At 71.7% G+C, this 25711-nt stretch carries 24 protein-coding genes; 11 read left to right on the top strand and 13 right to left on the bottom strand.

Going from position 1 to position 25711, the window contains the following annotated elements:
* Entirely contained in the window at nt 1–645 is a 645-nt protein-coding gene (locus ACZ67M_RS08700) for a winged helix-turn-helix transcriptional regulator (protein WP_469850158.1), read from the bottom strand.
* A gap of 87 nt (nt 646–732) precedes the next feature.
* On the opposite strand from ACZ67M_RS08700, the gene ACZ67M_RS08705 reads away from it, so the two are divergent.
* Nucleotides 733–1941, top strand: a complete 1209-nt coding sequence (locus tag ACZ67M_RS08705) for a pyridoxal phosphate-dependent aminotransferase (protein WP_469850160.1) — start codon at nt 733–735, stop codon at nt 1939–1941.
* 7 nt (nt 1942–1948) lie between these two features.
* On the opposite strand, the gene ACZ67M_RS08710 is transcribed toward ACZ67M_RS08705, so the two are convergent.
* Nucleotides 1949–2170, bottom strand: coding sequence for a hypothetical protein (locus ACZ67M_RS08710; RefSeq protein ID WP_469850162.1), 222 nt, complete (start codon nt 2168–2170; stop codon nt 1949–1951).
* A 60-nt stretch (nt 2171–2230) separates the two neighbouring features.
* Here ACZ67M_RS08710 and ACZ67M_RS08715 point away from each other — a divergent pair, with 60 nt between their 5' ends.
* The 3 genes from ACZ67M_RS08715 to ACZ67M_RS08725 all read left to right on the top strand — a co-directional run bounded on the left by ACZ67M_RS08715 (nt 2231) and on the right by ACZ67M_RS08725 (nt 4046).
* A complete protein-coding gene (locus ACZ67M_RS08715) occupies nt 2231–2830 on the top strand; it encodes a histidine phosphatase family protein (protein WP_385793901.1) in 600 nt (199 codons plus the stop codon).
* Between the two features lie 51 nt (nt 2831–2881).
* On the top strand, nt 2882–3532 hold the full coding sequence (locus ACZ67M_RS08720) for a hypothetical protein (RefSeq protein WP_469850164.1): 651 nt from the start codon (nt 2882–2884) through the stop codon (nt 3530–3532).
* Between the two features lie 91 nt (nt 3533–3623).
* A complete protein-coding gene (locus ACZ67M_RS08725; RefSeq protein WP_392101001.1) occupies nt 3624–4046 on the top strand; it encodes an acyl-CoA thioesterase in 423 nt (140 codons plus the stop codon).
* 60 nt (nt 4047–4106) lie between these two features.
* Here ACZ67M_RS08725 and ACZ67M_RS08730 read toward each other — a convergent pair whose 3' ends face one another.
* The 8 genes from ACZ67M_RS08730 to ACZ67M_RS08765 form a co-directional block, all read right to left on the bottom strand.
* Entirely contained in the window at nt 4107–5510 is a 1404-nt protein-coding gene (locus ACZ67M_RS08730) for a nucleobase:cation symporter-2 family protein (RefSeq protein ID WP_386934391.1), read from the bottom strand.
* A gap of 243 nt (nt 5511–5753) precedes the next feature.
* Nucleotides 5754–7142: an 8-oxoguanine deaminase gene (locus ACZ67M_RS08735; RefSeq protein WP_361358159.1), complete on the bottom strand. Its 1389-nt coding sequence runs from the start codon at nt 7140–7142 to the stop codon at nt 5754–5756.
* 72 nt (nt 7143–7214) lie between these two features.
* Complete coding sequence (locus tag ACZ67M_RS08740) at nt 7215–8627, bottom strand: nucleobase:cation symporter-2 family protein (RefSeq protein ID WP_469850166.1); 1413 nt, start codon at nt 8625–8627, stop codon at nt 7215–7217.
* 64 nt (nt 8628–8691) lie between these two features.
* Complete coding sequence (gene pucL / locus ACZ67M_RS08745) at nt 8692–9627, bottom strand: factor-independent urate hydroxylase (RefSeq protein ID WP_392012008.1); 936 nt, start codon at nt 9625–9627, stop codon at nt 8692–8694.
* A gap of 8 nt (nt 9628–9635) precedes the next feature.
* On the bottom strand, nt 9636–10055 hold the full coding sequence (gene uraH, locus ACZ67M_RS08750; protein WP_385793913.1) for a hydroxyisourate hydrolase: 420 nt from the start codon (nt 10053–10055) through the stop codon (nt 9636–9638).
* A 2-nt stretch (nt 10056–10057) separates the two neighbouring features.
* Entirely contained in the window at nt 10058–10567 is a 510-nt protein-coding gene (gene uraD / locus ACZ67M_RS08755; RefSeq protein ID WP_361358151.1) for a 2-oxo-4-hydroxy-4-carboxy-5-ureidoimidazoline decarboxylase, read from the bottom strand.
* 167 nt (nt 10568–10734) lie between these two features.
* Nucleotides 10735–11103 (bottom strand): helix-turn-helix domain-containing protein, encoded by a 369-nt coding sequence (locus ACZ67M_RS08760; protein WP_361358149.1) that lies wholly within the window; start codon nt 11101–11103, stop codon nt 10735–10737.
* Nucleotides 11100–11375 (bottom strand): YkoF family thiamine-binding protein, encoded by a 276-nt coding sequence (locus ACZ67M_RS08765; protein WP_385793916.1) that lies wholly within the window; start codon nt 11373–11375, stop codon nt 11100–11102. The genes ACZ67M_RS08760 and ACZ67M_RS08765 overlap by 4 nt, the downstream gene beginning before the upstream one ends.
* A 139-nt stretch (nt 11376–11514) precedes the next feature.
* Here ACZ67M_RS08765 and ACZ67M_RS08770 point away from each other — a divergent pair, with 139 nt between their 5' ends.
* The 5 genes from ACZ67M_RS08770 (at nt 11515) to ACZ67M_RS08790 (ending at nt 16369) form a co-directional block, all read left to right on the top strand.
* Nucleotides 11515–12354 (top strand): TIM barrel protein, encoded by an 840-nt coding sequence (locus ACZ67M_RS08770; protein ID WP_469850167.1) that lies wholly within the window; start codon nt 11515–11517, stop codon nt 12352–12354.
* A gap of 52 nt (nt 12355–12406) precedes the next feature.
* The gene (locus tag ACZ67M_RS08775) at nt 12407–13297 is read left to right on the top strand and encodes a 2-hydroxy-3-oxopropionate reductase (protein ID WP_161330992.1); all 891 of its coding nucleotides are present in this window, start codon (nt 12407–12409) and stop codon (nt 13295–13297) included.
* 187 nt (nt 13298–13484) lie between these two features.
* On the top strand, nt 13485–14948 hold the full coding sequence (locus ACZ67M_RS08780; protein ID WP_469850168.1) for a catalase: 1464 nt from the start codon (nt 13485–13487) through the stop codon (nt 14946–14948).
* A gap of 431 nt (nt 14949–15379) precedes the next feature.
* The gene (locus tag ACZ67M_RS08785) at nt 15380–15625 is read left to right on the top strand and encodes a hypothetical protein (protein WP_469850170.1); all 246 of its coding nucleotides are present in this window, start codon (nt 15380–15382) and stop codon (nt 15623–15625) included.
* Between the two features lie 102 nt (nt 15626–15727).
* A complete protein-coding gene (locus ACZ67M_RS08790) occupies nt 15728–16369 on the top strand; it encodes a TIGR04222 domain-containing membrane protein (protein ID WP_392012018.1) in 642 nt (213 codons plus the stop codon).
* 78 nt (nt 16370–16447) lie between these two features.
* Here ACZ67M_RS08790 and gcl read toward each other — a convergent pair whose 3' ends face one another.
* A complete protein-coding gene (gcl, locus tag ACZ67M_RS08795) occupies nt 16448–18232 on the bottom strand; it encodes a glyoxylate carboligase (RefSeq protein ID WP_360892505.1) in 1785 nt (594 codons plus the stop codon).
* Between the two features lie 155 nt (nt 18233–18387).
* Between gcl and ACZ67M_RS08800 the strand changes: the two genes are divergently transcribed.
* Entirely contained in the window at nt 18388–19065 is a 678-nt protein-coding gene (locus tag ACZ67M_RS08800) for a hypothetical protein (RefSeq protein ID WP_361358131.1), read from the top strand.
* A 28-nt stretch (nt 19066–19093) separates the two neighbouring features.
* On the opposite strand, the gene ACZ67M_RS08805 is transcribed toward ACZ67M_RS08800, so the two are convergent.
* Entirely contained in the window at nt 19094–21307 is a 2214-nt protein-coding gene (locus ACZ67M_RS08805) for a trypsin-like serine protease (protein ID WP_469850172.1), read from the bottom strand.
* Nucleotides 21308–21354: 47 nt separating this feature from the next.
* Nucleotides 21355–21864, bottom strand: coding sequence for a hypothetical protein (locus ACZ67M_RS08810; RefSeq protein ID WP_385793930.1), 510 nt, complete (start codon nt 21862–21864; stop codon nt 21355–21357).
* Between the two features lie 429 nt (nt 21865–22293).
* Between ACZ67M_RS08810 and ACZ67M_RS08815 the strand changes: the two genes are divergently transcribed.
* Nucleotides 22294–25659, top strand: a complete 3366-nt coding sequence (locus tag ACZ67M_RS08815) for an ALF repeat-containing protein (RefSeq protein ID WP_469850175.1) — start codon at nt 22294–22296, stop codon at nt 25657–25659.
* Nucleotides 25660–25711 lie beyond the last annotated feature (52 nt).

Genomic DNA, 25711 nt, shown 5'->3' on the forward strand with positions numbered 1-25711 from the left:
TCACCCCTCGCGCAGCGCCTTGGCCGCCGTGCCGTCGCCGGTGACCTCGACCAGGCCCTCCCGCACCGCCTCCCGCAGCCCGGTCTCACCGCGGCTCAGCGCGGCGCACGTCCTGGCGTCCAGCACCAGCCGGGCGTCGGGTTCACCGGGCGCCGGCCCGTCGCCGTACACGGGGCCGCCGTCGCCCCGCGCACCGGCGTGCAGGTGGAAGTCGCCCTCCTCCAGCCGGACCTCGACCAGCCCCTGAGCCGCCCCGGCCTCCCTGAGGGCGCGCAGCAGGGGCAGCGCGAACCAGTGCGCCCGCAGGGCGTCCGTGGGCCGCCGCTCCCCCAGCTCGCCCGCGCCCCACGCACCGAGGGCCTCCAGCACCGGCAGCAACTCGTGTCCCCGCGTGGTGAGTTCGTAGACGTACGCCGCTCCGGGCGGCGGCAGCCTGCGCCGGGTCGTCAGTCCCTCGCGCTCCATGTCCTTCAGCCGTGAGGCGAGCACGTCGGTGCTGACGCCGGGCAGGTCGGCGTGCAGGTCGGTGTAGCGCCGCGGTCCGGCGAGCAGCTCCCGGACGATCAGCAGGGTCCAGCGGTCGCCGACGGCGTCGAGCGCGCGGGCGGCGGAACAGTACTGGTCGTAGCTTCGGCGAGGTGACATGCGACGCAGTGTAGACAAGTTGTTGGACTTTCCAAGCTCCTACTTGGTAAGACCAAGCAACACCAGATACCGGAGGGGAAGCGGCGCATGGAGTTCCGGCAGTCGAACAAACTCAGCGAGGTCTGCTACGAGATCCGCGGCCCGGTCATCGAGCACGCCGACGCGCTGGAGGAGGCGGGGCACAGCGTGCTGCGCCTGAACACCGGCAACCCGGCTCTCTTCGGCTTCGAGGCGCCGGAGGAGATCCTCCAGGACATGATCCGCATGCTGCCGCGGGCGCACGGATACACGGACTCGCGCGGCGTCCTCTCCGCCCGGCGCGCGGTCGCCCAGCGCTACCAGACCCTGGGTCTGGAGGTGGACGTGGACGACGTCTTCCTCGGCAACGGCGTCTCGGAGCTGGTCTCCATGGCCGTACAGGCGCTCCTCGAGGACGGCGACGAGGTGCTGATCCCCGCCCCCGACTTCCCCCTCTGGACGGCGGTGACCACCCTCGCGGGCGGCAAGGCGGTGCACTACCTCTGCGACGAGCAGGCCGAGTGGTACCCCGACCTGGCCGACATGGAGTCGAAGATCACCGACCGCACCAAGGCGGTGGTCGTCATCAACCCCAACAACCCCACCGGCGCGGTCTATCCCAAGGAGATCGTCGAGGGCATCCTCGACCTCGCCCGGCGGCACGGCCTGATGGTCTTCGCCGACGAGATCTACGACCAGATCCTCTACGACGACGCCGTGCACCACTCGGCCGCCGCGCTCGCCCCCGACCTGGTGGTCCTCACCTTCTGCGGACTCTCCAAGACCTACCGCGTGGCCGGGTTCCGCTCCGGCTGGCTGGTCGTCACGGGTCCCAGGCAGCACGCGAAGGACTACCTGGAGGGCCTGACCATGCTGGCCTCCATGCGCCTGTGCGCCAACGCGCCCGCGCAGTACGCCATCCAGGCCGCGCTCGGGGGCCGCCAGTCGATCCGCGACCTGACGGCCCCGGGCGGCAGGCTGCGCGAACAGCGCGACGTGGCCTGGGAGAAGCTGAACGAGATCCCGGGCGTCTCGTGCGTGAAGCCCAAGGGGGCGCTGTACGCGTTCCCGCGCATCGACCCGAAGGTGCACCGCATCCACGACGACGAGAAGTTCGTCCTGGACCTGCTGCTCCGCGAGAAGATCCAGGTGGTCCAGGGCACCGGCTTCAACTGGCCGAGCCCCGACCACTTCCGCATCCTCACGCTGCCCCACGCGGACGAGCTGGAGGCGGCCATCGGGCGGATCGGCCGGTTCCTGGGCGGGTACCGGCAGTAGCGGCCGCTCAGGCCCTCGTCAGCTTGCCGCGCTCGAGACGGCTCACGTCGTCCGACACGTCCGCGACCGCCCGCGAGCGGGTCACGAGGATCACGCACTCACCCTCGCCGTGCGCCAACCGCCGGAGGACCTCGATGATCCGGTCGGCGGTGTCCTGGTCGAGGCCGCCGGTGGGCTCGTCGGCGAAGAGGATGTCGACCTCGCGGGCGAGCGCCCGGGCGATGGCCATCCGCTGCTGCCGGCCGAGGTGCGCGAGGCCAGGGCCCGCCCGGGACCGTAGCCTGGGGGCATGGGTGATCTTTTTCTGGTCCGGCACGGCGAGACCGAGTGGTCGCGGTCGGGCCGGCACACCGGACTGACGGACGTGCCGCTGACCGAGCACGGGCGGGACCAGGCGCGGAGTCTGGTGCCGCTGATCCGCTCGCACCGGATCGGGGCCGCCTTCGTCAGCCCCTTCCAGCGCGCCCGGGAGACGGCGGAGCTGATCGGGCTGCACGAGGTGCGGGTCGACCCGGATCTGCACGAGTGGGACTACGGCGGGTACGAGGGGATCACGACGGTCGAGATCCACCGGGAGCGGCCGGACTGGTTCCTCTTCAGCGACGGGGTCGTGCCCGGGCCGCCGGAGCATCCCGGGGAGACGCCGGAGGAGGTCGGGGAGCGGGCGGACCGGGTGCTGGCCCGGGTGGAGGCCGCGTTCGCCAACACCGAGGGGTGCGTGGTGCTGGTCGCGCACGGGCACTTCCTGCGGGTGCTGACCGCACGGCATCTGGGGCTGCCGCCCTCGCACGGGGCGCTGTTCCAGCTGGGCACCGGCACCCTGTGCCGGCTGGGCACGGAGCACGCGCGGCCGGTGATCGCCGCGTGGAATGTCAGACCCCCGTCGTAGTCTTCGAGAGCGTCACCGAAGGCGTCACCGGTGAGGGGAAGGGAGGACGCCGTGGCACTGGCACCCACCCCCGCGCAGCGGCGGGTCATCGACGCCGCCGACCCCGCCACCGGGCGTCTCAAGGGGTCGGAGACGCAGCTGGCGGCACTGGTGAAGCGGGGGCTCGCCTTCCGGCACCCGCGCCCGCCGCACGACCACTTCCTGACCCCGGCCGGGCACCGGATACGGGACGCGGGCGCCGAGCCGGATCCGCCGGGAAGCCCGGAGCCCGCTCCGGCCGCCGACTCCGCCGGGGGCGTCTTCGCCGCGCGGGTGGGCGGGGAGGAGGACGTGCCGGAGCGTACGGGGCCCGCCCGGCTGCGCGAGGTGCGCGGCGCCTGGCAGGGTCTGCTCGAACTGCGCCGGATGACACGTCCCGACGGCAGTACGGAGCTGCCCTGCGCGTGGGAGCGGACCCACCTGGTGCGGGCCGCCGCCCTCGCACTGGAGGCGGCGGGGCACCGTCCGGCGGGCCCGGAGGGCGACGACGGGTACCGGGTGCGCGCGACCCCGCAGCCGGAGGCCGTCGCCGTGCACGAGCCGGACGAGGCCGCACGGCGGGCTTGCGCGCGGACCCTGGAGCGGGCGGGGTGGCAGGTCGGCGAGCACACCGAGCCGCGCACCCGGGCCCGTTACCTGCTGGCCTCCCCACGGAAGGTGTGACGCTCCCCCACCGTGCCAGGATCGACCGGTCAGCACGCCCACGAGCCAGTATGTCGACAAGCCCGTACGCACAAGAGGAGAGGCAGCAGCGGTGAGTGAGCCGTTTTCCGTACCCGTGACGGTCCGCGGGTACGAGACCGACACGCAGGGCCATCTCAACCAGGCCGTGTACCTGAACTACGCCGAGCACGCCCGCTGGTCCCTGCTCGACGCGGCCGGCATCCGGCAGGCCGACCTGGTCGCCCGCGGGGTGGGACCGGTCGCCCTGGAGACGACCATCCGCTTCCGGCGCGAACTGCTCGCCGGGGACGAGGTCGAGGTGACCTGCGCGTTCGAGTGGGGCGAGGGCAAGACCTTCCGCATCCACCAGATCATCCGCAAGCCGGACGGCACGGTGGCCGCCGAAGTGGAGGGCGTCGGCGGTCTCATGGACCTCAAGGCACGCAAGCTGGTGGCGGATCCGCGAGAGCGCTTCAAGGAACTGGCAGCGGATCCGGGGCTGTTCGGCCTGTAGGCGGGCGCCGCCCGCCACGGGGCCGGCGTCCCTCAGGGAGAGGCGCCGGCCCGGTTCGTGTCAGGTGCCCGGGGTCACGGCGTGGCCGCGTTCCCTGGACGCCTCGGTGATCTCCTCTCCCGCCTCCATCGGGTGGGTCACGTCCTCCGCCTCGCGTCCCCGGCCGCCGATGTGGTTGAAGAGCAGGTTGAGTACGACGGCGGCCACACAGCCGGTCGAGATGCCCGAGTCCAGGATGATCTTCGCGTTCTCCGGGAACGAGTGGTAGAACTCCGGAGCGGCGATCGGGATGATGCCGACGGCCAGCGAGACCGCCACGATCAGGACATTGTTGTCCTTGTCGAGGCTCGCCCGGACCAGGGTCTGGATGCCGCTGGCCGCGACCGAGCCGAAGAGCACCACGCCGGCCCCGCCGAGCACGGGCCGGGGGACGACGGCGATCAGCGAGGCGGCCATCGGGCACAGGCCCATCAGGACCAGGAAGCCGCCGCCCACGGCGACGACGTAGCGGCTGCGGATCTTCGTCATCGCGACCAGGCCGATGTTCTGCGCGAAGGCGCTGCACATGAAGCCGTTGAAGACCGGGCTGATCGCCGAGCCGAGGGTGTCGGCGCGCAGGCCGGCCGCGATGGTCTTCTCGTCGGCCGGGCGGTCCACGATCTCGCCGAGGGCGAGCATGTCCGCGGTGGACTCGGTCATCGAGACCACCATCACCACGCACATGGAGACGATCGCGGCGATCTGGAACTGCGGGGCACCGAAGTGGAAAGGCGTCGGGAAGCCGACGACGTCCGCGTCGGCGACCGGGCCGAAGTCCGTGACGCCGAACGGGATCGCGATGAGCGTGCCCGCGACCAGGCCGAGGAGCACCGCGATCTGCTTGACGAAGCCGCGGGTGAAGCGGCGCAGCAGGAGCACGATCACGAGGGTGATCGCGGCCAGGCCGAGGTTGGTGGCCGAGCCGAAGTCGTCCGCGTCGGGGCTGGGTCCCTGCGCCCAGCCGAAGGCCACGGGCAGCAGGGATATGCCTATCAGGGTGATCACGGTGCCGGTGACGACCGGCGGGAAGAAGCGGATCGCCTTGCTGAAGAAGGGCGCGGCGAAGAAACCGAGGAGTCCGGCGACGATGACCGCGCCGAAGATGATCGGCAGCGCGTCGGACTTGTCGTCGGTCGAGGCGACGACGGCGGTCATGGGGGCGACACCCGCGAAGGTGACGCCGTTGACGAACGGCAGCCGGGCGCCGATCTTCCAGATGCCCAGGGTCTGCAGGAAGGTGGCGAGGCCCGCGGTGAACAGGCAGGCGCCGGTGAGGAAGGTGAGTTCGGTGGCGGACAGCCCGATGGCCGCGCCGACGATCAGGGGTGGTGCGACTACTCCGGCGTACATCGCGGCCACGTGTTGCAGGCCGGTCGTCGCCATCTTCAGGGGCGGGAGTTTCTCGTCAACAGGGTGGTCGGCCACGGCGGCGTCCCTCCGGTCGGTTACGCGTCGGCTCTGACGCGGGTGTCATGGAGGTGGTGCTGGTGGTGATGGTCGTGCGGGACCGTGACGGACCGTCTGGGGAAACGGTGACCGCTCCGGGGGCGCGCGCATGGGCGCGCACGCCCCGGAGTCGGCCGCCGTGGGCCCCGCTCGGGTCCACGGCTACCGGCCGGGAGCCGTCCCTCCCGGCCGGAGATCAAATGGTGTGCTGTTGTGCGGTGTTCAGGCCTGGGCGGCGATCCGCGCCAGGCGCTGCGCCTCGGCGCGGGTGGAGCGGGCGATGGCGTCCTCGTCGACGGTCAGCAGGCGGCCGTCCTCGACGATCTGCCGGCCGTTCACGAACGAGGCCGTGACCGGGGCCGCGGCGCCGAAGACCAGCGCGGTCACCGGGTCGGCGATCGCGGAGTGGGCGAGGGTGTCCATCCGCCACAGCACCAGGTCGGCGAGCTTGCCCGCCTCCAGGGAGCCGGTCTCGGCGGCCCGGCCGAGGACCTGCGCACCGCCGTGGGTCCCCAGGCGCAGCGCCTTGCGGGCGTTCAGCGCGGCCTCGCGGTGGGCGCCGAGGCGGTTGATGAGGAGGGCGTTGCGCAGTTCGGTGTGGAGTTCGCCGGACTCGTTGGAGGCGGTGCCGTCGACGCCGAGGCCGACCGGGACGCCGGCGGCGAGCATGTCGGGGACCCGCGCGATGCCCGCGGCCAGGCGGGCGTTGGAGGACGGGCAGTGCGCGACACCGGTCTTCGTGCGGGCGAAGGCGGCGATGTCGGAGTCGTTCATGTGGACGCAGTGCGCCATCCACACGTCCTCGCCGAGCCAGCCGGTGGACTCGAAGTAGTCGGTCGGGCCCATGCCGAACAACTCGTGGCAGAACTTCTCCTCCTCCACGGTCTCCGAGCCGTGGGTGTGCAGCCGTACGCCGAGGCGGCGGGCCAGCTCGGCGCCCTGGCGCATCAGTTCGGTGGAGACGGAGAAGGGGGAGCAGGGGGCGACGGCGACCTGGGTCATCGCGTCGAAGGAGGAGTCGTGGTGCTCCTTGACGGTGGCCTCGGTGGCGGCGAGCGCGCCGTCCAGGCTCTCCACCGCGAAGTCCGGCGGCAGCCCGCCGTCCGACTCGCCGCGGTCCATGGAGCCGCGGGCGAGGGTGAAGCGGACACCCGTCTCGCGGGCGGCGCGGATGATCGCGCCGGACAGGTCGCCGGAGCCCCGCGGGTAGACGTAGTGGTGGTCCATGGCGGTGGTGACGCCGCCGCGGGCCATCATGGCGAGGGACCCCTGGGCCGCCGCGTAGGCCATCGGCTCGTCGATGCGCGCCCACGTCGGGTACAGCGCGACCAGCCAGTTGAACAGGTTGTGGTCGGTGGCCAGGCCCCGGGTGATCCACTGGTAGAAGTGGTGGTGGGTGTTGATCAGACCGGGCGTGACCAGGTGCCCGGTCCCGTCGATCCGGCGTACGACGTTGTCCAGACCCTCCGGTGCGCTGCCCGCGCCGACCGACTCGATCCGGTTGCCGGCGATGACGACATGGCCCGAGGCGTACTCGGTGTCGCCCGCGTCGACGGTCGCGATCGCGCAGTTCTCGATGACCGTGCGCTCGGCTGCCGATGATGCTGCCATGCTGCTTCCTTGTCTTTCAGTGGGGCCCGTGGGCGGGGAGTCGAGTACCCACGGGGAGGGCACGGCAGGACCCTAGGAGGATTTGAGTGCCGGAACCGGCTGGCGGCTCCGGGTGCCGAGATGGTGGAAGAAGAGGTTGAGCGTGACCGCGACGATCGCGCCGGCGCTGATGCCGGAGCCGAGGACGGTCTGCGCCCAGGCGGGGAACTCGGCGTAGAAGGCCGGCGCGGCCAGCGGGATGATGCCCGCACCGAGCGCCACGGCGACCAGGATGATGTTGGAGCTGTCGTCCAGTCCGGCCTCGGACAGCGTACGGATGCCGCTGACGGCGATGGAGCCGAAGAGGACGATGCCCGCGCCGCCCAGGACCGGCATCGGGACCAGGGAGACGACCGCTCCGAGGACCGGGAAGGCGCCGAGGACCAGCAGGGTGGCGCCGGCGACGGCGACGACGTAGCGGCTGCGCACCCGGGTCAGCGAGACGACGCCGACGTTCTGCGCGAAGGCGGAGGTGGGGAAGCCGCCGAAGACCGGCCCGATCAGGGTGGCGAGGCCGTCGGTGCGCAGGCCGCGGGTGATGACCTTGGAGTCGGCGCGGCGGTCGCAGATCTCGCCGAGGGCCAGCATGCCGGCGGACGACTCGGTCATCAGGACCAGCATCACGATGCACAGCGACAGGACGGCGGCGGGCTGGAACTCGGGGGCGCCGAAGGCGAACGGGGTGGGCAGCGCGGCGACCGGCGCGGACTTCAGGGCGCCGACGTCGGCCATGCCCAGCGGCAGGGCGACGAGGGTGCCGACGAGCAGGCCGAAGAGCAGGGCGACCTGCTTGAGGAAGCCCCTGCCGAAGCGCTGGACGACGAGGATGACGCCGAGGGTGAAGGCGGCGAGCGCGAGGTTGCGCATCGAGCCGAAGTCGGCGGCGGCCTTGTCGCCGCCCTGCGCCCAGGCGACCGGCACCGGCATCAGCGTGACGCCGATGAGGGTGATGACCACGCCGGTGACCAGCGGCGGGAAGAAGCGGAGCAGCCTGCCGAAGAACGGGCCGACGGCGAGGCAGAACACGCCCGCGACCATCACCGCGCCGTAGATGGCGGGGAGCTGACCGCCGCCGCCGTTGGTCTCGGCGATGGCGAGGATGGGGGCGATGCCGGCCGAGGAGGCGGCGTTGACGAAAGGCAGCCGGTTGCCGACGAAGCCCTTGACCCCGAGGGTCTGGAGCAGCGTGGCGATGCCCGCGATGAGCAGGCTCGCGGCGATCAGCCGGGTGCGGCCCTCCAGGTCGAGTCCGACGGCCTGGCCGATGATGAGCGGAGGGGTGACGACGCCCGCGTACATGGCGGCGATGTGCTGGAGCGCGGCGGGGACGAGCCGCGAGGGGTGGAGCTTCTCGTCCACCGGGTGCACGGACGTGACGGCGTCCTCGGTGTGCGCCGGCGGGGTGGAACAGGAGCCTTTCGCCGGCTCCGATGCAGGCTGTGCCATGGTGTTCCCTCCGGTGTGGCGCGCCGCCGGCCTCGGTGGCCGGGCCGGCGGCGCGCGTCCCGCGTCAGAGGTTGGTCATGTCGACCGGGATCAGTTGCTCGGCGCCGTCGCGCAGGATGGTGGCCTCGATCAGGCCGTAGGGGCGGTCGGCGGCGTAGTACACGGCGCCGTCCTTCGCCTCGTTGTCGATCCCGAAGGGCGACAGGTCGGAGCGGAAGTGGTGCTTGTTGGGCATGGAGAAGCGGATCTCGTCGACCTCGTCGCGGGAGTTCAGCACCCGCACACCCATCTCGAAGAGGGTCTGCTGGAGCGAGTACGAGTAGGTCTCGGCGAACGCCTGGAGCGCGTGCTTGCGCACCCCGTGGTACGAGCGGTCCCAGTCCGGGGCGTGCGAGTCGACGCCGTCCCAGTTGTGCCGCCACCAGGTGGAGACGGTGGTGGCCAGGATCCGGTCGTAGTCCTCCTTGAGGGTCGTGTACTTGTCCTTCAGGTAGCCGAAGAACTCCGAGTTGGTCGAGTTCAGGACGGTGAGGTCCTTGAACCCGGAGAGCACCTGGATGCCGTGGCCGTCGTAGGTGATCTCCGCGACGCGGGTCTCCTGACCGGTGCGGACGAAGGAGTGGGCGATCTCCTCGGAGCCGACGAAGCGGGCGCCGCCCTTGGAGGTCTCGATCCGCTCCCAGCCGTACTCCTCGACGCGGATGCGGGCCCGGCCGATGGGCTCGTTGTTGTCCACGAAGTGGCGGGCGAGCTTGACGCCGAGGTCCTCGGCGCTCTCGATGCCGTGCTCCTTGGCGAAGGCGTACACCGTGTTCTTGGTGGTGTCGGTCGGCAGGACGTTGGCGTTGGAACCGCTGCGGTGGACCTCCTCCATGTCGCCGGACAGGGCGACGGAGACGTTGAGGTCCTTGATGTGGTGCGTGTCGCCGTCACGCGTGATCTTGACGACGCGGTTCTCAGCCTTGCCGTACTGGTTCTGTCCCAGGACGAAACGGGTCATGGTTTCGGTCAGCTCCCTCGGTAAACGGAGTAGCCGAACGGGTTGAGCAGCAGCGGAACGTGGTAGTGCTCGCCGGGCACCACCGCGAAGGTGATGGTGACCTCGGGGAAGAACACGGGCCGGCCGTTCTCGCTGTCCCGGAGCGCGGGGGCGTCCTGCTGGGCCGCGGCTTGTTTCTTGGCGAAGTACGTCTCGGTGTCGAAGTCGAGGCGTACGTGGGTGGTGCCCTCCGGCAGGGCCGGGAGGTCCTTGCACCGTCCGTCGGCGTCGGTCGCGGAGCCGCCGAGCCGCTGCCAGTCCCCTCCTTGCCCGTGATGGGCCGAGCCGCCCGAGCGGGCGCTGAGGTGGACGGCGACGGCCTCGGCGGGGCGGCCGACGCTGGTGTCCAGGATGTGCGTGGACACGGAGGCGGTGGTGCTGGTGCTCATGGTCAGGCGTCCTGTTCGACGAGGCGGGTCAGGCGGATGCGGTTGATCTTCCCCAGCTCGGTGCGGACGATCTCCCTCTCCTGCTCGGGCGAGTTGCCGATCCGCTCCTTGACCGCGTCCCGCATCTGCTCGCCGGTCCGGCCGGTGGCGCAGATGAGGAAGACGTGGCCGAACCTGTCCTGGTAGGCCAGGTTGAGTTCGAGCATCTCCGCCTTGAGTTCCTCGGCGGCACCGGCCATACCGGCCTGCTCCCGGGACGAGGTCGGGTCGCCGGGCTTGGGGCGGCCGATCGGCGGGTGCCCGGCCATCGCCTCCGCGAGGTCCTTGGCCGTCAGTTGGGCCATGGCGGCGTCACTGGCGGCGTACAGGTCCTCGGGGGTGGCGAAGGGGCGGGCGGCGAGCAGGTGCCGGGCCCAAGCCGTGGAGGCGCACGCCTCGTGGAGTTCGGCGCGTGCCGCGGACTCCTCGAGGGTGTTGAATCGGGCCAGGCCCGACGCGGATGTGGACGTCACGGGAGCCTCCGTGGCCTTGTGCTGAACGGGCGTGCCGATAGCTAACGCCCTCGGAAACAAGCCGTCAACACTTTGTTGAAAATTCGGGGTTACGAAAGCCGCCGCCCGGTAACCGGGCGGCGGCTTGCCGTTCAGCGTGTTGTGCCTGGTCAGGCGCGTGCCACGACTCAGGCCCCCTTCTCGCGGTTGAGGTAGTTGTAGACGGTGAAGCGGCTGACGCCGAGGGCGCCCGCGACGGTCTCGACGCCGTGGCGCACCGAGAAGGCGCCCCGCGCCTCCAGCATCCGCACCACCTCCTGCTTGGCCCTGCGGTCCAGATCGGCCAGCGGCATGCCCTGCCGGCGCTCCAGGGCGGCCAGGATGTGGTCCAGGGAGTCGGCCAGCTGCGGCAGACGCACGGCTACGACGTCGGTGCCCTCCCAGGAGAGCACCACGTCGTCCTGGCCGGCCTCGTCCGGCGGGACCATCTCGCCGCCGATGGCGTCGACCAGGGGTTTCACGGCCGCGATGAAGGGCTCCTCACCCGGGGCCGTCACCGCTCGCCCTCCGCGTCCCGGCCCCCGTCGACCGCGTCGACCACGTTGACCTGGAGCGAGATCCTGGTGGCACCGGCCTCCAGGGTCCGGCGCAGCAGCGCGTCCACGGCGCCGAGCACCTGGTCGGCGCCGCCCTCGGCGGTGTTGCCGAACGGGCCGACGTCGACCGCGTCCAGCTCGGCGGCCTCGACGACCTGGCGGGCCACCACCGCGTGGGCGGGCGCCTCGTCCAGGTCGAAGGGTTCGGTCGTGAACTCCACTCTCAATCGCACGCGGTCAACCTAACGCGGGGTGCCCGTTTTCCGCCGCCCCCTCTTGACAAGCGCGGAACCTCGACGGCAATCTTCCATTAAGCAGAAACGAACTTCCGTAATGCGGAACACGATCGAACGGAAGGGAGCGCGGCACCCGATGGGCTTCGCAGATCAGCGCTTCAACGTCAACCTGTCGATCCTCTTCACGGAACTCCCGCTCCTGGAGCGCCCCGCGGCCGCCGCCGCGGCCGGCTTCACCGCGGTCGAGCTGTGGTGGCCCTGGATCGACTCGCCCACCCCGGAGCAGTCCGAGCTCGACGCCCTGAAGTCGGCGATCGAGGACGCGGGCGTCCAGCTCACCGGGCTGAACTTCTACGCCGGGCAGCTGCCGGGCCCCGACCGCGGCGCCCTGTCGGTGCCGGGCGAGGAGTCGGACCGGTTCCGTGCCAACATCGACGTGGCCGCCGGCTTCGCGCAGTCGCTGGGCTGCACGGCGCTCAACGCGCTGTACGGCAACCGCGTCGAGGGCGTGGACCCGGCCGAGCAGGACCGCCTCGCGCTGGAGAACCTGGTCCTGGCCGCCCGCGCGGCCGACCGGATCGGCGCGATCCTGCTGGTCGAGGCGCTGAACAAGCCCGAGTCGCCGCTGTACCCGCTGGTGTCGGCGCCGGCCGCGATCGCGGTCGTGGACCAGGTCAACGAGGCCACCGGACTGGGCAACGCCAAGTTCCTCATGGACCTCTACCACCTGTCCATGAACGGCGAGAACCTGCCGCAGGTGATCGACGCGTACGCCGCGAAGACCGGCCACGTGCAGATCGCCGACAACCCGGGCCGCGGCGCTCCCGGCACCGGCTCGCTCCCGCTGGAGGAGCTGCTCGACCAGCTGCGCAAGGCCGGTTACGACGGCTGGGTGGGCCTGGAGTACAAGCCGGGCGACAACCCCAGCGCCCAGTCCTTCTCCTGGCTGCCGGCCGGGGCCCGCGCGGCCCGCTGAGCGCCCCCGCAGGAACTTTCGCGACTTTCAGATTTTCAGAGAGGTACCCATCATGAGCACGCTCCCCAAGGTCGCCTGGGTCGGTCTCGGCATCATGGGCTCCCCCATGTCCGAGAACCTGATCAAGGCCGGTTACCAGGTCACCGGCTTCACCCTGGAGCAGGAGAAGCTGGACCGCCTGTCCGCCGCCGGCGGCACCGTGGCCGGCTCGATCGCCGAGGCCGTGCGCGACGCCGACGTCGTCGTGACGATGGTCCCCGCGTCGCCGCAGGTCGAGGCCATCGCCTACGGCCCCGACGGCATCCTGGAGAACGCGAAGTCCGGCGCGCTCCTGGTCGACATGTCCTCGATCACCCCGCAGACCTCCGTGGACCTCGCGAAGGCCGCCAAGGACAAGGGCATCCGCGTCCTGGACGCCCCCGTGTCGGGCGGCGAGGCCGGCGCGATCGAGGCCGTGCTGTCCATCATGGTCGGCGGTGAGCAGGCCGACTTCGACGAGGCCAAGCCGCTCCTGGAAGCGCTCGGCAAGACCATCGTGCTGTGCGGTCCGCACGGCTCGGGCCAGACCGTGAAGGCCGCCAACCAGCTCATCGTCGCCGTGAACATCCAGGCGTGCGCCGAGGCCGTGGTCTTCCTGGAGAAGTCGGGCGTGGACCTGAAGGCCGCCCTCGACGTCCTCAACGGCGGCCTGGCCGGCTCGACCGTACTGACGCGGAAGAAGGACAACTTCCTGGGCCGCGACTTCAAGCCCGGCTTCCGCATCGACCTGCACCACAAGGACATGGGCATCGTCACCGACGCCGCCCGCAACGTCGGCGCCGCGCTGCCGGTCGGCGCCGTGGTGGCCCAGCTGGTCGCGTCGCTGCGCGCCCAGGGTGACGGCGGCCTGGACCACTCGGCCCTGCTGCGGGCCGTGGAGCGCCTGTCCGGCGCCCAGGTCTGACCGTACGCACCTCACCAGACCTCCGGGCGGCGCCGTCGCTGACACCTGTCCTGTCGCGCCCGAGCGGCGGCGCCGCCCGGAACCCACTTCAACAAACTGTTGACGTGTCTCCGCCCCAAATCTAGGCTCCACGAAGCGGAAACAAGTTTCCGCTGAATCTCGCACGGAAGACCACGGAAGGTCCACGATGTCGCAGCGCGTGCTCACCACCGAGTCCGGCGCCCCGGTCGCCGACAACCAGAACTCCGCTTCCGCCGGCATCGGCGGCCCGCTCCTGATCCAGGACCAGCACCTCATCGAGAAGCTCGCGCGCTTCAACCGGGAGCGCATCCCGGAGCGCGTGGTGCACGCCCGCGGCTCCGGCGCCTACGGTCACTTCGAGGTGACCGACGACGTCACCGGCTTCACGCACGCCGACTTCCTGAGCACCGTCGGCAAGCGCACCGAGGTCTTCCTGCGCTTCTCCACCGTGGCCGACTCGCTCGGCGGCGCGGACGCGGTCCGCGACCCGCGCGGCTTCGCGCTGAAGTTCTACACCGAGGAGGGCAACTACGACCTCGTCGGCAACAACACCCCGGTGTTCTTCATCAAGGACCCGATCAAGTTCCCCGACTTCATCCACTCGCAGAAGCGCGACCCGTTCTCGGGCCGTCAGGAGCCGGACAACGTCTGGGACTTCTGGGCGCACTCGCCCGAGGCCACGCACCAGGTGACCTGGCTGATGGGCGACCGCGGCATCCCGGCGTCGTACCGCCACATGGACGGCTTCGGCTCGCACACCTACCAGTGGACGAACGCCAAGGGCGAGTCCTTCTTCGTCAAGTACCACTTCAAGACCGACCAGGGCATCCGCTGCCTGACCGCCGAGCAGGCGGCCGAGCAGGCCGGGCAGGACCCGACCTCGCACCAGACCGACCTGGTGCAGGCGATCGAGCGGGGCGTGTACCCGTCCTGGACGCTGCACGTGCAGCTGATGCCGGTGGCCGAGGCGGCGAACTACCGCTTCAACCCGTTCGACGTGACCAAGGTGTGGCCGCACTCCGACTACCCGCTCAAGCGGGTGGGCCGCCTGGTGCTCGACCGCAACCCGGACAACGTCTTCGCCGAGGTCGAGCAGGCCGCGTTCTCCCCGAACAACTTCGTTCCGGGCATCGCTCCCTCCCCCGACAAGATGCTCCAGGGCCGGCTGTTCGCCTACGCGGACGCCCACCGCTACCGCCTGGGCGTCAACCACACCCAGCTCCCGGTGAACGCCCCGAAGGCGGTGCCGGGCGGCGCCGCCAACTACGGCCGCGACGGCCTCATGGCGTCCAACTCACAGGGCCGTGACGCCAAGAACTACGAGCCGAACTCCTACGACGGCCCGGTGGAGACCGGCCGCGCGCTGGCCGCGCCGCTCGCCGTCTCCGGCCACACCGGCACCCACGAGGCGCCGCAGCACACCAAGGACGACCCCTTCTTCCAGGCCGGTGAGCTGTACCGGCTGATGTCCGAGGACGAGAAGAAGCGTCTGATCGCGACCATCGCCGGCGGCCTGTCCCAGGTCTCCCGCAACGACGTGGTCGAGAAGAACCTCGCGCACTTCCACGCGGCCGACACCGAGTACGGCAAGCGCGTCGAGGAGGCGGTCCGCGCCCTGCGCGAGGACTGACCCACAGGCTCGCGCACGGAACCCGGCGGGGAGGCCGGGACCGTGTGCGCGGCCCGCGCGCAGGCACCGAGCAGCCCGGATGAGGGGTGAGAGCCCGGTGCCGGCGCGGGCAGGGCGAGGACCGCGGCGGCAGCGAGCCAGTGCGGTGGTGAAGGGCACGGACGTCCCTCCTACGACCTGAGGGGAGGAGCGTTCCGGGCCCGTCGCACCGCCGCGGTCCCAGCCACACCGTGCCGCTGCTTTCCCCAGAGGCCCCAGAACTCCGTCCGGCGGCGCGAACGACCTGTCGCGCCCAGCCTCGCGCCGCCGGACGGACACCACGTGAAGAACCTTCACCGGCTGGAGAGCGCCGGATGCGGACGGTCCCGCATCCGGCGCTCTCCGGCGTTCGCCGGGGTGCGGATCCCGGGCGCCCGCAGCAGCCTGAAGTCATGGCACATCCACCGGAGCATCCGCACATCGTCGTCCACTCCCCCGCCCTCGACGGCTCCCGCCGGGTCACCTCCGGCGACGAGACACTGGGCGTCGCCTCCCACATCGACGACGTCGCCGAACTGCTGCGCCTGGCCGACCTGTACGTGACCGACGTGGCCGAGGACGCGCTCGTCGAGTGGCAGGGCGGCGGCCCGGACGAGTGGCCGGGGCTGCACGAGCACCACGAGCGCCCCCGGGGCTGACCGCGCCCACGTCCTCCCTCAAGTCTTCCTCTGAGAACGCGGCCGCGCGCTTGAACCACCCCCCGCGCCGGGCACATCCCCGGACACACGGGGGTGAGGGCCATGGACGGTGGCACGGAGATCGGCCGGGAGCCGTACGAGATCGCACTGCTGGGCGGCGGGCCGCGGGCCGCGGTGACGGTGGCGGTGGTCGACCTGCACCTGCGGGGAGCGCTGGAGATCGGCCCCCGCAGGACGCTGTGCGCCACGGGGCCGGAGCCGGAGGGGCTGGGGCCGTTCGCGGGCACCGTCCTCGACTGCCTGCGCGAGCCCCGCACCGCCCGTGAGCTGGTCCGGCATCCGGACGTGCGCCTGGCAGTCGCGCTGGCGCGCATCCCGCTCGCGGACGAGGGGCTGCTGCGCTACCCCCGGCTGGGCCCCACCCGGGGCGCCCGCCGGCACGTGGAGTTCTGGCGGGCACGGCACCCCCTGCCGAGGGTCCGGCACGGGCTGTCGGACGAGGACACGCTGCTGGCGGTGGCCCTGCACGGCGACGCCGCTCTGCGCATGCTCCTGCCTCGCTTCGCGCTGCGCACCGGCCTGACGGACCCGGGTGCCGCCAAGGAGGGAGTGCGCTTCTCCCTGGGCCGGGGCAGGTTCCTCCGGTGGCGGGACGAGTACGAGGACTCGGTCACGGGCGACTGGGGCTCGGGCCACGGGGACCACGGGGGCTGCGGATCGGGGGGTGGGGGCGGAGGGGACTGAGCGCCCCGGGACGCGCGCGAGGGCGGCCCGTCGCGTCGACGGACCGCCCTCGCCCTCAGGCCGTGCGGGTGGTGCGGGTCAGACCTTGAGCGTCTTGACCGCGGTCGGGGCGTGCCCCGGCTCCGTGGCCACCTCCTCGAACTCCACCACGTTCGAGATGTCGTTGGTGCCCGACATCGAGATATTGGTGACGCGCTCCAGGATCGCCTCGACGACGACCGGCACCCGGTGCTCGGCGGCGAGCTTCTTGGCCTGTTCCAGGGCCGCCCCCAGCTCGTTCGGGTCGGTCACCCGGATCGCCTTGCAGCCGAGGCCCTCGGCGACCTTGACGTGGTCGACGCCGTAGACGCCCAGCTCGGGCGAGTTGATGTTCTCGAACTCCAGGTTGACCTGGAAGTCGATCTCGAACGCCCGCTGCGCCTGACGGATCAGGCCCAGGTAGGAGTTGTTGACCAGGACGTGCACGTACGGGATCTTGTGCTGCGCGCCGACGGCCAGTTCCTCGATCATGAACTGGAAGTCGTAGTCGCCGGAGAGCGCCACGACCTGGGCGTCGGGGTCGGCCTTGGCGACGCCGAGCGCGGCCGGGACGGTCCAGCCGAGCGGGCCCGCCTGGCCGCAGTTGATCCAGTGCCGCGGGCGGTAGACGTGCAGCATCTGGGCGCCGGCGATCTGCGAGAGGCCGATGGTGGAGACGTACCGGGTCTCCGGGCCGAATGCCTTGTTCATCTCCTCGTAGACCCGCTGCGGCTTGATCGGGATGTCGTCGAAGTGCGTACGGCGCTGGAGCGTGGCCTTCCGCTCCTGCGCGGACGCGGCCCACGCGGAGCGGTCGGGCAGCTTGCCGGCCGCCTTCAGCTCCTTGGCCACCTCGACGAACAGCTCCAGCGCGGCCTTGGCGTCGGAGGCGATGCCGTAGTCCGGGGCGAAGATCTTGCCGATCTGGGTCGGCTCGACGTCGACGTGGACGAACTTCCGCCCCTTGGTGTAGACGTCGATCTTGCCGGTGTGGCGGTTGGCCCAGCGGTTGCCGACGCCGAGGACGAAGTCGGACTCCAGGAAGGTCGCGTTGCCGTAGCGGTGCGAGGTCTGGAGGCCGACCATGCCGGCGTTCAGCTCGTGGTCGTCGGGCAGCAGGCCCCAGCCCATCAGGGTCGGCACGACCGGAGTGCCGGTCAGCTCGGCGAACTCGACCAGGAGGTCGGCCGCGTCGGCGTTGATGACACCGCCGCCGGCCACGATCAGCGGGCGCTCGGCGGCGTTGAGCATGCCGATCGCCTTCTCGACCTGGGCGCGGGTCGCGGCCGGCTTGTAGACCGGGAGCGGCTCGTAGGTCTCCGGGTCGAACTCGATCTCGGTCAGCTGGACGTCGATCGGCAGGTCGATCAGGACCGGACCGGGACGTCCCGAGCGCATCAGGTGGAACGCCTGCTGGAAGACGCCGGGGACCTGGGCGGCCTCCAGGACGGTGACGGCCATCTTGGTCACCGGCTTCGCGATGGAGGCGATGTCGACGGCCTGGAAGTCCTCCTTGTGGATCACCGCGGTCGGCGCCTGGCCGGTGATGCACAGGATCGGGATGGAGTCGCCGATCGCCGAGTACAGGCCGGTGATCATGTCGGTGCCGGCCGGCCCCGAGGTGCCGATGCAGACACCGATGTTGCCGGGGTGGGTACGGGTGTAGCCCTCGGCCATGTGCGAGGCGCCCTCGACATGGCGGGCGAGGGTGTGCTGGACGCCGCCGGACGCCTTGAGCGCCGCGTAGAAGGGGTTGATCGCCGCGCCCGGCACACCGAACGCGTCGGTGACGCCCTCGCGCTTGAGAATCTCAACTGCCGCTCGGGCAGCGGTCATACGAGCCATCGAGTACTCCTGCTCCGGCTGTCGGATTCGCACTCCCGTCGCGCCCCGCGGTGAGCTTCTTCCGTAGCAACTTCCGTATAGCGAAATTTGTTTTCTACGATCTGGAAGTAATGTAAGTGGGCGGCCGAGGGCAGTCAAGAGAGGACGATGGGGTCATGTCCGAGACCATCTCGGTGTGCTGCACGGCCTGCGGGCGGCGGCACCGCTACACGGCACCCTCGTACCCGTGCGCGTGCGGGGAGCCCGTCGCGCCCGTGCTCGATCCGCGCGGTACCGCCACCGCGGTCACCCACCGGGCGTGGGAGGAGGAGTGGGTCGCCCTGCGCTGCGCGGCCTGCGGGGCACGCAGCCGGTGGCCGCGGCCGGAGCTGGGGTGCCCGTGCGGGACGGTGCTGTGCGTACCGGTGGACGACGCGGCCCGGGGCGCGTCCGGGCGCGCCCCCGGGTCACGGGTCCCGGCCCACCGGGCGGTCCCGATCCGCACCGCGCGTGACGCGGTGACCGCGGCCGTGCTGTACCTGCGCGGGCTGGGGCACCGGGACGTGCGCCGCGCCGACCAGCGGCCGCTGTCGGGCATCGGGCTGGCCGCGGCCGGCCTCGTCGTCCAGGTGGATCCGACGGCGGGCCCGGCCTCGCTGCGGGACGTGGAGTGCCTGTGGCTGACGGCGATGGCGGAGTCCGCGCGGTGCGTCTACTTCTCCCTCACCGGATACGCCGGGGACGCCCGGGTCCGCGCCGACCTGCTCGGGGTGGCGCTGTTCGTGCTCGACCCGACGGGAGTGCCGCGCCCGGTGAACGAGTCGGCCGTGGCGCTGGACGCCACGGCCGACTGAGAGGTGCTGCTGGGGAGTACCGCGGTGACTACCTCGCCGCGTACCCGAAGGTGGTGCCGACGGCGGGGAGCCCGCCCTGACCCGGCTGGTAGGCCGTGACGGCGGCGGTGGGCTGGCCGAGGGTCACGTTGGACATCGGCAGGGCGTAGAGCGCGCCGCGGGCGCCCGGGCCGTAGGGCATGCCGACGTACAGGTGCGTGCCGGTGAAGTGGATGCTCGAACCCAGACGCTGGTTGGCTCCCGGGGCACCGGGGATGCCGTCGCCGTCGCCGGACTCGATCCACTTGTCGTTGGCGCCGGGCGCGCCCAGCATCGAGAAGACGTGGACCGCGCCGGAGGAGGCCGCCGAACCGATCGCCTCGTCCGGGACGCCGATGGCCATCCTCATCGTCGCCGCGGTGCTCACGGCGCGCGGCGCCGTGTTGATCGCGGTGATGGTGGCGCCGAAGTGGTCACCGGCCTCCGAGGTGCCGGAGACGTCGTCGTCGGCCGTACCGGAGGAGTACCCGTCGAGCTGGGTGTAGGTGCCCGCGGCGGTGACCCGGAAGGTGATGACGCCGCCGGTCTGCGCCTTGCTGACGCCGTCCACGTTCAGGGCCTCGCCCGGGGAACCGACCGCGAGGATCGACTCGTTGGCGGTGGCCGCGCCCGACGGACGGTACGGGGCCAGCGCGAGGGCCGCGCCGAAGCGGTCGCCGGCCTCGGCGCCGCCGGAGACGGTGTCCAGGTCCTGGTCGAGGCCGAAGACCGCGGTGGGCCGCTGCTCGCTGTTCAGCGTGTGCGTGAAGACCGCGAGGTTGCCCGCCGCGTCGTCGCCGCCGATGTTCTCGTTGGGCGCGCCGATGGCCAGGTGGTTGGCGTCGGCGGCCAGGACGGCGCCGAAGCCGTCGTTCGCCTCCACACCACCCGGGACGCCCAGCTTGTCCTGGTGGACGGAGACGTTGGTGCCGCCGCGCACGTAGAACGCCTCGCCCGCCTTGGCGGCGTCGCCGAGGCCCTCACCGGGCGTGCCGATGACGACGAAGGGCTCACCGGCGGCGGTGGTGCCGGCCACCATGGCCTGCCCCATCAGGTCGCCGCTCTCCGGGGTCGAGCCCTTGATCGAGCCGTTGCCCTCGGCCTGCTGGAAGTGCGTGTTCTTGGTGGCGCCGGTGCCGAGGCCGCCCGGGGCGCCGTACAGGAGGTCGGCCATGCCGGCGTCCGTGGCGTCGCCCAGGTTCTCACCCGGGGTGCCGACGGCGAGGTCGGTGCAGCCGTCCTCGTTGTAGTCGACGGTGTCGATGGCCTGGCCGAAGAGGTCGTTGCCCTCGGCGCCGCCCGGGATCCAGTCGAGGTCCTGGTTCAGCTCGGCGGTGCCCTTGCCGCCGCCGTACACTACGCGGACCAGGCCCGCCTTGGCGCTGCCGCCGACGGTCGCCTCGGGGTCGGCGACGGCGATGTCCGCCACGCCGTCGCAGTTGAAGTCGGTGATCCGGTTGGCGCCGACCTTGGACGCCACCCAGGAGCCGAGGTCGTCGACGCGGGTGACGACGCCGCCGGTGCGGGTTTCGGCGGCGTCGATGCCGAAGCATCCGCCCTGGTAGGAGCGGCTGGCGAGGGCGGCCAGCTGCTTGGTGCCGTTCACCGTGCGGACCAGCGGGCCACCGGTGTCGCCCATGCACGCGGCGACGCCGTCCTTGCCGGTCACGGTGGCGGTGGTGGCTGCGGCCGCGTCCACCGAGAAGACCCCGGTGTGCAGGTTCAGCGGCGCCCACTCGGTCTTGGAGCGGCCGTAGCCCGCGAGCGTCAGCTCCTCGCCCGCGGTGGGGGCGGTGGTGGCCGGCGCGAGGGGGGTGACGTTGGTGACCGGGCGGTTGAGCCGGGCCAGGACGACGTCGCGGTCGGTGCGCGGGACCAGTTCCACGACCTGGCGGACCGCGCCCTGGGTGCCGGTGAGTTCGGCGCGGCCGATGGTCGCGGTGGTGGTCTTGGCCGGCTTGCCGGCGGGCACGGCGAGGCTCTCGGCGGGCTTGTCGGCGAAGCAACTGGCCGCGGTGAGCAGCCACTCGGCGTCGACCAGGACGCCGGAGCAGCCGCGGTCGTGGTCGCCGACCACGATCTGCGCGGTGTAGGCGTGCGTGGTGTCCGAGGCGGAGGCGGCGGGCCCCGTCACGGCGGCCGCAGGCACGGCGGTCAGGACGAGGGGTCCCGCGGTCAGGGCGGCGGCCAGTGCGGCGAGGCGCACGGGTCTGGTGTGTCGCATGGTGGGGTTCCTTGGTGGCAGATGCGTCAAAGGGCGTCGGCTGAGGACTACTTGGAGGTCCTGATCTCCACGAGCAGGTGCTCACGGTTCTGCTCGTCGGCGCTCTCGCCCACCGAGGTCCAGGTGTTCTTCTCGAGGTCGAAGGACTTCTCCTCGTCCCCGACGGTCATGTCCACCTGCGTCGCGTACTCGTTGCCCCGCATGACGTAGACGGCGGGGATCTCCAGGGTCAGCCAGCCCGAGTCGCCGACGGTCTTGAAGCAGAACGGCTGGGACTCGCGCCGGGCCATGACCTGGAGCAGGTCGGTGCCGCTGGAGCAGTCGGCCAGCGTGATGTGGCCGTCACCCCGCTTGAGGACGATGCCCTGCTCCTCGAGGATCTTGTCGGCCTGCGGATAGGCGAAGTCCTCGACGGCGTAGCCGGGAGCCTCGTCCGCCACGGACACCGCCGGGCCGTCGTCCGCCGGCTGGACGCCGGACGCCAGCACGGCCCAGGCCAGGCCGCCGGCGAGGGCGGAGGCGCCGAGCACACGCGCAATGGTGGTGCGTACCTTCATCGCAGTCCAAATCCATTCTTTCGGCCGGATGCCCGTCATCCGGCTCCCCTGAAAGGCATGAAGGCTCCGCATTCAATGAGGGCCCCCCAGACCTCGCGGAAATGCAGAAAAAAGGCCTTAGCCATTCCGTATCTCCGCTTGAGCCTGTCCATGCCACCTCCATCTTCGATCACTGTCCACGGCATGAACTGCGCCAAAACGGACGCCAGTTGAAGATCCCGTGTGACTCTCGACACCTCAAGGAAAGGTTGTACGGAGGTCTGTGGAGAAGTCGTGAAGAAGCAACTGGCGTTGTCAGTATGCGATCTGGCGGATCATCAATTACGCCCGGACGCAACTCATTTTACGTTCGACGCCCATTGGTATGGTCACTCCGGCTCTCCGTCCCGTCTCAATTCCCGTCGAAACCAACGCCAGGAGAAAACCCTTATGCAGACGTCGTTCTGGAGTCGCAGACGGCTCCTCGGCGCAGCGGCCGCCGTCACCGCTGTCGCCGCCACCCCGCTGTCGTTCACCCGCCCGGCGAGCGCCGCGGCCGGCGACGCGCCGGCCGACCCGCTCACCCTGCCGGACACCGAGCGGGCCAAGGTCGTCCAGGCGTGGGCCACCGGCGGCAAGGCGACCAAGGCCGCCGCGGCCTACGTGCTCTACGGCACCGACGAGGAGGTGCGGACGTTCCTCGCGGAGACCCTGCCGAAGGTGACGGTCGAGGACAACCGGGTCGCCGTCGCCCGCTACCTCGCCCGGTCCGGCAAGGGCCTGCGGCGCGAGGCGGTCGCCGCGCTCGACAACGGCGACGCGGCCATCGCGGCCTTCCTCGGGACGGGGTACAAGCCCGCCCTGCTGGAGGATCTGGGCGTGGCGACGTCCATCGTCTCCTCCACCGGCGACAAGGCCGTCCGGCGCGAGGCCTCCGCCGCCCTGGACGCCGGTACCCAGGCGGCGCTGGAGACCTTCCTCACCGACGGGCAGTACGACGCCCGGCTGGAGGACGCCAGGGTCCAGGTGTCGTCCATGCTGTTCCAGGGCGGGCCCGAGGTGCGGAAGTACGCGGACCGCGCGATGAGCGGTACGGCCAACGACGTGCAGTGGTTCCTCGACACCGGGCAGCACATCGCCCGGGCCCGGGACCAGGAGGCGGCCACCATCGCCGAACTCGTCGCGGTGGTGGAGCGCGAGGGCAAGCGCGCCCAGGCCGAGACCGACCAGGCCGTGGAGGCGTCGGCGCGCGCCCAGGCCGCGGCCGAGAAGGCCAAGGAGGCGGCCGAGAAGGCGGCCGCGGAAGCCGCCGCGGCCAAGGACGACGTGGCGAAGTCCGCCGCGGCCGCGCGCAAGGCCGCGAGCGCGGCCAAGGGCGCCGCGAACGCCGCGCGCAACGCCATCAGCGCCTCCAACGCGGCGGTGACCGCGTCCCGGCGCGCCTCCTCCGCGGCCACCGCGGCCTCCCAGGCCGCCGCGACGGCGGGCAACGCCGCATCCGCCGCCTACAACGCCGCCATCGCCGCCTCCAAGGACGCGAAGAAGACCGAGGCGGCCAAGAACGCGGCGGTCGCCGCCAAGAACGCGGCCGGGAAGGCCCGTTCCGCCGCGAAGGCCGCCGACTACGCCGCGGCCGCCTCCGCGCAGGCCGCCAACGCCGGTTCCTCGGCCGCCTCCGCCGCGCGCAACGCCGCGGCCGCCGCCAACGCCTCGGCGCAGGCCGCGGGCGCCGCCGGGGCCGCCCAGTCCGAGGCGGCCGAGGCCAAGCGCCAGGCCGCCATCGCGACGACCGCCGCCAACCGGGCCACCAACGCCGCCTCCACGGCCCAGGCCCTCGCCAACACCGCGGCCGGCGCGGCCCGCAAGGCCCGGGACGCCGCCGACTCCGCCGCCGAACACGCCGAGAAGGCGGCGGCCGCCGCCGAGGAGGCGGTGAAGTTCGCCGGTCAGGCCATCGACTACGCGAACAAGTCCACCGCGCACGCGGCGGCGGCCGTGAAGGCGGCCGACACCGCCACCAAGACCGTCGAGGAAGCCATGGCGGTGGAGACGGCCGCCCGGGAGGCGGAACTGGCACGCCTGGAGCAGGACCGGCTCCAGGGCATGGACGAGGCCCGCCTGCTCGCCGAGATCGAGGCGGAGGAACAGGCCGAGTACGAGGACAAGCGCAGCCAGGAGGCCCAGACCGCCGCGGCCCTCAAAGAGGTGATCGCGGCGGCCGAGAAGGCGCTGTGGGAGACCGGTGACCTGGCGCTCGCTGCCACGCTCGGCCGCAAGGCGGCCACCGGGCTGCTGGAGGCGAAGGGCGCGTGGACGCGGGAGGCGGCCCAGCACGCGCTGGCCGGGACCGACGACGACATCCTGTCCTGGGTCGACCTCGACCGGACTCTCGCCCAGAACCAGGACGACCGCGAGACCGTCCTGTACATCGCCCAGATATCCAGCCCCGCCATCGCGGAGGCGGCCCAGTCGGCACTGGCGAGCAGCGAGTCCGCGGCGGTGGGCGACTTCCTGACCTCCGGGATGATCCGGGCCTCGCAGGACGACAACAAGGTCCAGATCGCCCGGATCATCAACGAGAAGCCCGGCAAGGCGGTCATCAAGGCCGCCAACGACGCGCTGGACAAGAACACCCCCGAAGCCCTCCAGGACTTCTTCGAGCGGACGTACCCCGAGGCGATCCGCGAGGACGACGCGGTGGAGACCGCCACCTCGGTGGCGAACGGGGGCGAGTACGTCAAGTCGTACGGTGAGGTCGCCCTAGAGGGTCCCACCTGGATGCGCCGCAACTTCGTCCAGGTCGTGCGGCACCAGGCGGCCCAGCTCGACCACGACTCGGCCACCCACGTCGCGGCGGTCCGCGGGGCGATCGCGGCCGCGGCGAAGATCGCCTACACGGCGCAGCAGAACGCCGCGCTGGCCTCCAAGGCCGCCGCCGACGCCCGCCAGGCCGCGGCCGAGGCGAAGGAGTGGGCCGACAAGGCCCTGGACGCCGCGAGCAAGGCGGAGGGCTACGCCGACCAGGCCCGGGAGAACGCCGACGCGGCGGACCGGTCGGCGGCGGACGCGCAGACCTCCGCGAACCAGGCCAAGTCGGCGGCGTCGACCGCGCGGGGTGCCGCCAGGTCGGCGAACTACTCCGCCAACAAGGCGGTGGACGCGGCCCGTTCGGCACTCCAGTCCTCCTACAGCGCCCAGGCGTCGGCGGCCAGTGCCCGCCAGTCCGCCCTGGAGGCCGGCCGGGACAAGGCCACGGCGGCCGCGGCGGCCAGCGAGGCCCGCAGCATCGCCGTCCAGAAGCGCCAGGCCGAGATCGCCCAGAAGGCCAAGGAGGCCGCCGAGAAGGCGAAGCGGGAGCGCGAGGAGGGGAGGGACCCGGCCGACAACGGCACCAACGACGAGGTCCACCCGAACGGCACCGGCACCGGCTCCGGTTCCGAGGAGGACTGGTGGTCGGACGCCGGTTGGTGGGCCGACGCCGCCAACAAGGTGAGCATCGCCTCCGGATTCATCGCCGCCGGTCTGGGGCTGGCCAGCCTGGCCTTTCCGCCGCTTGCGGCCGGAGCGGCCTTCTTCGGCTACGTGTCCCTCGGGGCCGGCGCGCTCGGTGCCCTGTTCACCGGTATCGAACACGGCTTCACCAGCGGTGAGTTCGTCGAGTCCCTGGGCGGCACCGCACTGAACCTGGCCACCTTCGGCCGGGGCAAGCTCGTGACCACCGGCATCAAGAAGGTGGCCCCCGTGGTCAACAAGGTCGCCGAGGAGGGCAAGGAGCTCGTCTCCTCCATCACCAGCGGACTGTCGTCCATCTTCTGACCGCCCGCGGGCCGGGCACGCCGGCCCGCACCGGGCAGTACGTCACACGCGA

Source organism: Streptomyces sp. NPDC107500 (assembly GCF_055582785.1).